10 protein-coding genes are annotated in these 9,139 nt (G+C 70.2%); 7 read left to right on the forward strand and 3 right to left on the reverse strand.

All coding sequences use genetic code 11. From position 1 onward, the window contains the following. The coding region (locus C1I98_RS40760) for an ROK family transcriptional regulator (protein WP_146607708.1) at positions 1-714 on the reverse strand (714 nt) is incomplete at its 3' end. A gap of 133 nt (positions 715-847) precedes the next feature. Between C1I98_RS40760 and C1I98_RS29970 the strand changes: the two genes are divergently transcribed. From C1I98_RS29970 to C1I98_RS30000, 7 genes are all read left to right on the forward strand, one after another. Beyond that, positions 848-1,537: a GntR family transcriptional regulator gene (locus C1I98_RS29970; protein WP_111170752.1), complete on the forward strand. Its 690-nt coding sequence runs from the start codon at positions 848-850 to the stop codon at positions 1,535-1,537. Beyond that, positions 1,534-2,334 carry a carbon-nitrogen family hydrolase gene (locus tag C1I98_RS29975; protein ID WP_111170753.1) on the forward strand — a complete coding sequence of 267 codons (801 nt, stop codon included), beginning with the start codon at positions 1,534-1,536 and terminating at the stop codon, positions 2,332-2,334. Before C1I98_RS29970 ends, C1I98_RS29975 begins: the two co-directional genes overlap by 4 nt. 7 nt (positions 2,335-2,341) lie before the next feature. Then, positions 2,342-3,025, forward strand: a complete 684-nt coding sequence (locus C1I98_RS29980; RefSeq protein ID WP_111170754.1) for a DUF2848 family protein — start codon at positions 2,342-2,344, stop codon at positions 3,023-3,025. Next, entirely contained in the window at positions 3,025-4,470 is a 1,446-nt protein-coding gene (locus C1I98_RS29985; RefSeq protein WP_111170755.1) for a 4-hydroxyphenylacetate 3-hydroxylase family protein, read from the forward strand. Before C1I98_RS29980 ends, C1I98_RS29985 begins: the two co-directional genes overlap by 1 nt. A 33-nt stretch (positions 4,471-4,503) precedes the next feature. Then, entirely contained in the window at positions 4,504-4,848 is a 345-nt protein-coding gene (locus C1I98_RS29990) for a cupin domain-containing protein (RefSeq protein WP_111170756.1), read from the forward strand. Positions 4,849-4,864: 16 nt separating this feature from the next. After that, complete coding sequence (locus C1I98_RS29995) at positions 4,865-5,398, forward strand: flavin reductase family protein (protein ID WP_111170757.1); 534 nt, start codon at positions 4,865-4,867, stop codon at positions 5,396-5,398. A gap of 116 nt (positions 5,399-5,514) precedes the next feature. Beyond that, positions 5,515-6,855: an MFS transporter gene (locus C1I98_RS30000; protein ID WP_111170758.1), complete on the forward strand. Its 1,341-nt coding sequence runs from the start codon at positions 5,515-5,517 to the stop codon at positions 6,853-6,855. Between the two features lie 133 nt (positions 6,856-6,988). On the opposite strand, the gene C1I98_RS30005 is transcribed toward C1I98_RS30000, so the two are convergent. Together C1I98_RS30005 and C1I98_RS30010 are read right to left on the reverse strand one after the other, a co-directional pair. Continuing rightward, positions 6,989-8,023, reverse strand: coding sequence for an FAD-dependent monooxygenase (locus tag C1I98_RS30005; protein WP_199537311.1), 1,035 nt, complete (start codon positions 8,021-8,023; stop codon positions 6,989-6,991). Beyond that, entirely contained in the window at positions 8,020-8,502 is a 483-nt protein-coding gene (locus tag C1I98_RS30010) for a GbsR/MarR family transcriptional regulator (protein WP_111170759.1), read from the reverse strand. The genes C1I98_RS30005 and C1I98_RS30010 overlap by 4 nt, the downstream gene beginning before the upstream one ends. Positions 8,503-9,139: the final 637 nt, after the last annotated feature.

The raw sequence follows: 9,139 nt of genomic DNA on the forward strand, positions 1-9,139 counted from the left end.
GTACAGGAGCCCGCCGAGCAGCATCGCGCCGCCGACCCCGGAACTCAGGTGCAGATACAGCACGTCCCGGCAACCACGCGCCGCTCCCCACCGTGCCTCGGCCAGCAGCGCGGCGTCGCAGTCATTGATCAGCCGTACCGGCAGGCCGATCTCGGCGCCCAGCTCGCCCGTCACGTCCGCGCCGTACCACGAAGGGTCGAAGGCCGGCAGACGGTCCCCGAACCCTTCCGGAACGGTGTTCGAGATCGGGTCGATCGAGACGCACAGCGCCAATCCCACGCCGACGAGAGGCCGCGACGACACCTCGCCGACGGCGCGCAGCTCCTCGGCCAGCTTCACCAGAGTGGAGCGTTCCTCGGCGTACGGGGACTCCGGGACCCGCGGGCGTGAACGCTCCACGAGGACCGCGCCCTCGTGGTCGACCGCCGCCGCCGTGATCGTCTCCCGCCCGACGCTGACCGCCAGCGCCAGTTCCCCGGCGGCCGAATCCAGCTCGACCAGGTTGACGCTCCGGCCGTTCCGTCGCCCCTTCGAGAGTTTGACCCGATCATCCTGGACGAGTACACGGACAAGATTCGACACGGTGGCCTCTGACAGCCCCGTCACCCTCGCAAGCTCGGACTGCGACAACGTACCGCCCTGTCGCAGTGCGGAAACGACCTTCTCCAAATTCGTACGCCGCAGCTCGGCGAGCGCCCCGCCGGTTGACACCATGTCGCAAACCCCTCGCTCATCCCCATAAGCTTTGAACCGACAGCGTAACGCCGGTGCCCTGAATGCACGTGCTGCGGCCACCCGTCTCGAACCCTCTTGTCCGGCTTGTCGGCGTCATGTATACAAGGCGTCTATGAGCGGTCTACGAGATGATGGGGGCTCTGCCCAAGATGCCGCCTACTGGTGGCTGAAGCAGCACATCGCGCGTTCACCACGGCATGAAGGCACGTTCCTGAGCGAGGCGGAGGTGGCACGGGAGACCGGCACCTCGCGGACCCCGGTACGCGAAGCGCTGCTCCGGCTGGAGGCCGAGGGCTTCCTGCAGATCGTGCCGAAGAAGGGCGTCTTCGTGCCGCCGATCACCGACGAAGAGGTCCGTGCCGTGATGCAGGCGCGCGAACTCGTCGAGGACTGGTGCGTACGCCAGGTCACGCCCGCGGGCGAAAGCCTCATCGGCGAGTTGGAGTCACTGCTGGCCGAACAGGAACGGGTGATCGGCGATCCGGTCGCCTTCATCGAACTGGACCGGGCCTTCCACCGGGCGATCGTGCGCCGGGCCGGCAACCCGGTGCTCGCCGAGTTCTACGAGTCGTTGCGGGATCGGCAGGTCCGGATGGGCCTGCACGCGGTGGCGAGCGAGCAGGACCGCGCGCGGGCGGTGCTCGACGAGCACGCGGCCATCGTCGCCGCGCTCCGAACCCGGGAGGCGAGGGCGGCCGGTGATGCGCTGCACGCGCACCTGGCCAGCACGAGGGCGGCCCTGCACCTTCCCGACGTCGCCGGTTGGAGCGGCCTGGAGCACCCGGTGGTGGATCGATCATGAGAGTCGCGCTGGTGCAGGTGGCCAGTCCACCGGAGGAACCGCCCGCAGAGCGCCGGGAGCGGGTGACCGCGATGGTGGCCGGCGCCCGGGGCGCCGACCTGGTGGTGCTGCCCGAGCTGTGGGCGGCCGGCTACTTCGCGTTCGACGCCTACGCCGAACGGGCCGAGCCGCTGGAGGGCCCGACGGTGGCCGCCGCTCGCGCGTGGGCCACGGACCTGGGCGCGTACGTCCATGCGGGCAGCATCGTGGAACGGGACGCCGCCGGCCGGCTGTTCAACACGGCGGTACTGGTCGCGCCGGACGGCCTGATCGCGCACACCTACCGCAAGGTGCACGTGTTCGGATACGCCTCACGGGAGGCCGAGCTGCTGACCCCCGGTGACACGCTCGACGTGTGTCCGACCCCGTTCGGCCCGTTGGCCGCCACCACCTGCTACGACCTGCGCTTTCCTGAGCTGTGGCGGGACCTGGTCGACAGGGGCGCGCAGACGGTGGTGGTTCCGGCGGCGTGGCCGGCGGCGCGTCGTGAGCACTGGCGTCTGTTCACCACCTGCCGCGCGGTGGAGGAGCAGGTGCTGCTGATCGCGTGCAACGCGGCCGGAGTGCAGCACGGCGGGGTCGAACTCGGCGGCCACAGCCGCGTCGTCGATCCGTGGGGCACCGTTCTGACCGAGGCGGGAACCGACGAGGGGATCACGTTCTGCGACGTCGACCCGGCCGTGATCGCCAAGGTACGCGCCGAGTTCCCGGTGCTGGCCGACCGCCGGTGGCCGTACGGCAGGCGGATCGAGAGATGAGGAGACCATGATCGACCGTTCCACGGCAGTGACGGTGGATGTCGCGGACACCGGCGAACGACTCACGTTCGCCCCTGACAAACTGATCGTCGCGGGATACACCGCGCACGACCTGGCGGCCGTCGAGGCCCACATCGCGGAGCTGGCGGCCATCGGGGTACCGCGACCGGCGAGCGTGCCGAGCTTCTACGACCTCGACGTCGCCCTGTTGACCACCGACCCGGTGGTCGAGGTCGACGGCGCGTCGACCTCGGGGGAGGTGGAACCGGTGCTCATCCGTGCCGGCGATCGCTACTTCCTCGGGGTGGGGTCCGACCACACCGATCGTGAGCTGGAGCGCACAGACGTCGCCGAGTCGAAGGCCGCCTGCCCGAAACCGATCGCGAGCACCGTCGTCGAGCTCGGCCCCGGCCTGTCGGCACTGGACTGGGACGCCCTCGACGTCAGTTGCAGCGTGGACGGGGCGCCCTATCAGCGGGGCGGCGTGTCCGCGTTGCGGCATCCCGCCGAGTTGCTGGACCGGATGACCGATGCGGTCGGTTCCGTTTGGCCGAGCTTCGTCCTGTTCTGCGGCACGCTTCCGCTCCTCAGCGGCACGTTCGTCCATGGAAGTCACTGGCAGGTGCGCCTGGAGCTGCCCGGAGGGCGAGACCTGACCCACGCCTACGAGATCAAGCAGAGGAGCCTGTGATGCGAACCGGATCCGACTACCTGGCCGCTTTGAAGGACAGCCGCCGCGTCTACGTGGACGGCGAAGCCGTGCAGGACGTGGCCCACCACCCCGCGTTCGCGCCCATCGCGCGGACCATCGCCGAACTCTTCGACATCGCCGCCGAACCGGCGTCCGGCCTGAGCCGCACCGAACCGGGCTCGGGCATGACCGTGAACCGGCTGTTCACCGCCCCGCGCAGCCGGGCGGACCTGACGGCGTACCGCGAGGCGGTCACCACCTGGGCGCGCCACACGCACGGCTGGGTCGGCCGCAGCCCGGACCACGTCGGCGCGTTCGTGTCCGCGTTCGCCGCGCACCCGGAGGTCTTCGCCGGCGGGGACCGCGACTTCGCCGCCAACGTCGCGGCCTACCAGCGGCGCGTCGCCGAAGGGAACCTCTACGTGTGCTATGCGATCATCCCGCCGCAGGTGTCACGGGCCACCACCGCGCACGCGTGGGACGGTGAGCTGGTCCAGGTCGGCGTGGCCGAAGAGCGCACGGACGGCATCATCGTGCGTGGCGCGCAGATGCTGGCCACCGGCGGCGCGGTCGCCGACGAGATCTTCGTCTCCTGCATCAAACCGCTGACGCCCGAGGACACCGACTTCGCGATCAGCTTCGCCGTGCCCGTGGCCGCCGAAGGGCTCAAGCTGTACTGCCGCCGCCCCTACGCCCCCGCGGCGACCAGCCGCTACGACTATCCGCTGACCACGCGGTTCGACGAGACCGACGCCCTGGTGGTGTTCGACGACGTGTTCGTCCCGTGGGAGCGGGTGTTCGTCTACCGGGACGTCGCCGGGCTGCGCCGTCAGTTCTTCGACACCGGCGCCCACGTGCTGGGCAACTGGCAGGCGCAGATCCGGTTCTCGGTCAAGCTCCAGTTCCTGGCGGGGCTGGCCAGGAAGGTGGCCGCGGTGAACGGCGTGGACAGGTTCCCCGGCGTGGTGGAGAAGCTCGGCGAGCTGGCCGCCCTGGCCTCCCTGGTCGAGTCCGCGGTGCTGGCCGCCGAGTACACCGCGGCTCCGGACGACCAGGGCATGTGGCGCCCCGGCGGGCGGGCCCTCTACGGGGCGATGGGCATGCAGGCCGAACTCTACCCGCGCGTCCTGGCGATCCTGCGCGACCTCGTCGGCGGCGGTGTCCTGCAGGTTCCCTCCAGCGTCGCCGACATGACCAACCCCGAGACCCGCGCCGACATCGACCGCTACGTCTACAGCCCGAACGCGCCCGCCGACGAACGGGTGAAACTGTTCAAACTCGCCTGGGACGCCATCGGCAGCGAGTTCGCCGGACGCCATCACCAGTACGAGCTCTTCTACGCCGGCGCGCCGTTCGTCGTGAAGGGCTACGCCTTCCGCAACTACGGCTTCGACCGGTCCGTCACCGATGTCGAGGACTTCCTCGCCGAGTACGACTTCGCCTGACACCGCTACGTCGCCTGACACCAAAGGAGCGCCATGAGCAAGCCCGAGCGGGAGTTCTTCCCGGTCACCGACGTGGACTTCACCGTCTGCCCGGGCGGCGACCCGAAAATCGTCGAGCGGATCCTGGCGGCGGACCCCGGCACCGGCGTCGCCACCCGCATCCTGCGTTACGAGCCGGGAGCCGACTCCACCCCCATGGGCGTGCAAAAGCACGACTTCTGGGAGGAGGTCTACATCCTCGAAGGCTCGTTCACCGACCTCACCCTCGGCAAGACCTTCGTCAAGGGCATGTACGCCTGCCGCCCGCCCGGGATGCCGCACGGCCCCTGGCGCACCGACGAAGGCGTAGTGACCTTTGAAGTACGCTACCGCGCCTGATCAGCCTGGAGGCCGCATGCCTTCCCCCCACCTCGCCGACCCCGACACCGCCATCGACGCGCTGACCATGCGCCGGACCATGGGCCGCTTCGCCACCGGCGTCGCCGTCGTCACCACCAGCTTCGACGGAACGCCGCACGGCATGACGGTCAACTCGCTGACCTCGGTCTCGCTCGAACCGCCCCTGCTGTTGGTCTGCCTGACCATCGGCGCGCGCAGCACTGACGCCGTCACCCACTCAGGACGATTCGCGGTCAACATCCTCTCCGCCCGCCAGGAACAACTCGCCCTGCGCTTCGCCCGCCCAGGAGAGGATCACTTCGCCGGCCTCGACGTGACCCACGAGCGGCACGGGGTGCCGGTGATCCCCGACGCCTTCGCCCACCTGGAATGCGCGGTGGAACGACACTTCGTCGCCGGCGACCACCTCGTCGTCGTCGGCGAGGTCCACACCATCTGCGAGCGCGAGGGCGAACCCCTCGGCTATCTCGCGGGCAAGTTCAGCGACATCGTCCCCCGAGGGTCCGAACCTGTTCACTGGATCTTCTAGCCCTCAGGGATGCCCCGGCGGCTGCGCCCACAGCCGCCGGGGTGAGGGGCATCGATCCACGCCTCCCCGGCACAGCCTCGTCACGATCAGCTCGGATTCGACCGCAGGAGGTCGCCATGACCGACACCTCCGTCCAACCTACCAAGCGCACACGACACACCAGCCTGCCGCTCATCGCCGCGTCCAGCCTCGCCGGCACAGCGGTGGAGTGGTACGACTTCTTCCTCTACGGCACCGCCTCCGCGCTCGTGTTCAACCAGCTCTTCTTTCCCGATTCCGAGCCCCTGGTGGGCACCATGCTGGCGTTCGCCACGTACGCGGTCGGGTTCGTGGCCCGCCCCATCGGCGCGGCCGTGCTCGGCCACTACGGCGACCGCAAGGGACGGCGGGCCACGCTCATCGCCAGCCTGCTGCTGATGGGCACGGCCACGTTCCTCATCGCACTGCTCCCGCCCTACTCGGCGATCGGCCTGGCCGCACCCGGCCTTCTGGTCCTCCTCCGGCTCGTGCAGGGCTTCGCCCTGGGCGGCGAGTGGGGCGGCGCGGTCCTGCTGGTCTCCGAACACGGCGACCGCACACGCCGGGCGTTCTGGGCGTCCTGGCCCAACGTCGGGCCGCCGCTGGGCAACCTCATGGCGGCCGGTGCCCTGGCCGCGCTGGGCGCGGCCATGCCCGAAGACGCCTTCCTGGCCTGGGGATGGCGCATCGCCTTCGCGCTGTCCGCGTTGCTCGTGCTCATCGGCCTGTGGCTGCGGCTGTACGTCGCCGAGACCCCGCTCTTCCAGCAGGCCGAGGCGGCTCAGGCCGGCCGGCCGCAGCGGCTGCCCGCCGGGCAGGTGATCCGCGACCACTGGCGCCAGGTCGTGCTCGCCGCCGCCACCCGGTTCGGCGAGAACGCCGGCTTCTACATCTTCTCGCTGCTGGTCATCACCTACGTGACCAACATGCTCGGCCTGGACAAGTCGATCGGGCTCACCTCGGTCATGATCGGCCAGGGCGTCGCCGTGGTCGCCATCCCGCTGTTCGCCGTACTGGCCGATCGCCGCGGCCGGCGCCCCATCTACCTCGGAGCCTCGATCGCCACCATCGTGTGGAGCTTCGCCTTCTTCGCCCTGCTCGACACCAAGAACACCGCCGCCATCATCGTGGCCGTGGCCGGCGGATTGCTGATCTTCGCCGCCTTCAGCTCGGTCATCGGCGCGTTCTTCTGTGAGCTCTTTCCCACCGAGGTCCGCTACACCGGGGTCTCGCTGGCGTACAACCTCGCCTCCGTGCTCGCCGGCTCGCTGGCTCCCATCATCGCGATCGCGCTCTACACCCGGTTCGGCACCGGCTATGCCATCGGGGGCTACCTCGCCGCCATGGGCGTCATCTCCCTGGCCGCGACCCTGATCGCCCGGGAGACCCGCACCGTGGACCTGGCACACGTCCCGCCGGGCCGATCACCCCGAGACTGAATGCTGATGTGTTCGATCATCCGTCGGCGGGGCCGGACGGCAAGGAGGGAGGCCGCCATCGCCAGGTGGCCGTTGCCGTCCGGGCTCAGGCCCTTGCGCCACAGCGGGCCTGGCACCAGGCGGATTATGGTGGTCATCGCCCTGTGCAGGGCGGGGGAGGTGGTGCGGCGGCCATCGGCGCGGGCGCCGCGCACGGTCGCCTGGGTGCGCGGGCGGCGTTCGGTGTCGTAGCGGCGCAGTGCGTCGTGGACGGTTCACCGGCCAGCGCGGCGGCGAGTACGGCCGCGTCCTCGATGGACTGCCCCGCGCCCTGGCCGCGGTCGGGGCTCATCGCGTGCGCGGCGTCCCCGAGCAAGGCCACCCGCCCGCGTACGTAGCTCGGCAGTGGGTCCAGATCGCGGATGTCGACATGGATCACCGCCTCCTTCGGGGTCGCGGCGATCAGTGCCGGGATCGGGTCGTGCCAGCCGCGCAGCCGGTGGGCGGCCTCGGCCTTCTCATCGTCATAGCGGACACCCGGTCGCGGGCTGGTGGTGACGTAGGCCCAGTAGGCCCGGCCACCGCCGAGGGGGTGGATCAGGAAGTAGGCGCCGGGGCCCATGGTGATGCTGCCGGGCAGGTCGGTGGCGCCGGTGACGCCCAGCCAGGCGGTCCGGCCGAGGAAACGCGGAGCCGGTACGTCCGGCCACAGCAGCCGGCGAACGGTGCTGTGGATGCCGTCGGCCCCGATCACCAGGTCGGCGGTGGCCTCGCCGCCGTTCCAGGTGACGGTCACCGCACGATCGTCCTGCCGGACGCCGGTGACCTGCACGCCGGTGCGCACCCATCCGGCGGGCACCGCCTCCAGCAGCACCCGGTGCAGGTCCGCGCGGTGGAAGGCGAGCAGCGGCGTCGCCTCGCCGGGACGGGCCCGTTGCAGGTGGCGGCCGTCCGGCAGGCGCAGGTTGGTGGCGGAGTAGGTGGGCACCCCGGCGGCGCGGGACTGCTCGCCGACCCCCAGGGCGTCCAGTGCGCGCATCGCGTTCGGCGCCTGGGACATGCCCGCGCCGATCTCGCGCGGTTCGGGGGCGCGCTCCAGTACGGTGGCCTGCCATCCGATGCGATGCAGCGCCACGGCCGCGGCCAGGCCGCCGATCCCACCACCGGTCACGATCACCCGTCCGGTCATCGCGTCTCCGTGTCCTCGCGTGGCCCGGCCTCGCCGGGGGCCAGGGGCGGCGCGGTCTGGAACACCTCGGCCATCCACTCGAACGCGGCGTGCGCCCGGCGGATACGCGTGGCCCGCTCGTCGTCCGGGCCGACGAGCTTCAGGCCGTCGCGGGTGACGTCGAGGAACGAGGTGATCCCGGCGACCTGGCGTCGCACGACGGCCGCCCAGGCGTCGTCGGCCATCCGGTAGTAGACGGTTCGCTCGCCCGGCCGGGTGCGCCAGGACAGAAACCCCATGCTGGACAACAGCCGCAGGTTGGAGGTGAGCGAGGCGCGGCTGGCGCCGATGGCCGCGCTGATCTGCCCGGCGGACTGCTCGGGTGGATCGCAGATCATCAGCCAGCCCAGGACTCGTCCGGCGATCGGCGGCACTCCGTCGCGCGCGAGGTGCATGGCGATGCGCTCCACCCACTCCAGCAGCGGCTCGTGGTCGGTCACGCGACCCCTTTCCCTCTTACAGTTATTTCAGTATGAGCTAAAATTGGTGTATCGATCAATAGGGTGCGCTGGAGGAATTCCGGTCGGCCCGCGATGTTCGCCGTCGAGGAGGACGTCTCCGATGACTCCGCGCACTGTGGCCGGCTGCTCACAGGTGGATTGCCACCGGTGCCCTGGTACCGGTCCTGCTGTGGGCCGACGGTGCCACCGGGCCCCGGTGGTTCAGCTCACGTACGGCTGCCGTTGAAGTGTGGACGCCTCTGTGGCCGCCTGCCGGAAACGATGAACGAGGGCACCGTCGGTACCGGGACGCGACCTGGTCGTCTTCGATCGTGGACGGCGCTCTGAAACCCTCAGGCGATGACGAGTTCGCCGCGAGGTGATCGGTGGCCTGCCGGCCGTGCTGTCATAGATGAGGAACTCGGTCGCGAGCCTGGTCTGATTGCCGACCCCCGCCCCGCCGGCCTGACCGAGATCAGCGGCGTGGACACCTGGACGATCACCGGCACCTAGTACTACAGTCATGTTTCGTGATCTAGAGTTGGATCTCGTTGTGGCGTAGCCATCGTTTCCAGTAGTGGCTGCTGCGGGCGCGGGCCTGATGGGCGCGGCGGTGGTGTGACCATGCCAGCGCGTG

The sequence above is a fragment of the Spongiactinospora gelatinilytica genome (assembly GCF_003236385.1).
GTDB classification, from domain to species: Bacteria; Actinomycetota; Actinomycetes; order Streptosporangiales; family Streptosporangiaceae; genus Spongiactinospora; species Spongiactinospora gelatinilytica.

Excerpts from the sequence above, each read along its gene's own strand:
- C1I98_RS29970 (WP_111170752.1), top strand. The coding sequence starts at position 848 with ATGAGCGGTCTACGAGATGATGGGGGCTCTGCCCAAGATGCCGCCTAC.
- C1I98_RS29975 (WP_111170753.1), top strand. The coding sequence starts at position 1,534 with ATGAGAGTCGCGCTGGTGCAGGTGGCCAGTCCACCGGAGGAACCGCCC.
- C1I98_RS29980 (WP_111170754.1), top strand. The coding sequence starts at position 2,342 with ATGATCGACCGTTCCACGGCAGTGACGGTGGATGTCGCGGACACCGGC.
- C1I98_RS29985 (WP_111170755.1), top strand. The coding sequence starts at position 3,025 with ATGCGAACCGGATCCGACTACCTGGCCGCTTTGAAGGACAGCCGCCGC.
- C1I98_RS29990 (WP_111170756.1), top strand. The coding sequence starts at position 4,504 with ATGAGCAAGCCCGAGCGGGAGTTCTTCCCGGTCACCGACGTGGACTTC.
- C1I98_RS29995 (WP_111170757.1), top strand. The coding sequence starts at position 4,865 with ATGCCTTCCCCCCACCTCGCCGACCCCGACACCGCCATCGACGCGCTG.
- C1I98_RS30000 (WP_111170758.1), top strand. The coding sequence starts at position 5,515 with ATGACCGACACCTCCGTCCAACCTACCAAGCGCACACGACACACCAGC.
- C1I98_RS30005 (WP_199537311.1), bottom strand. The coding sequence starts at position 8,023 with ATGACCGGACGGGTGATCGTGACCGGTGGTGGGATCGGCGGCCTGGCC.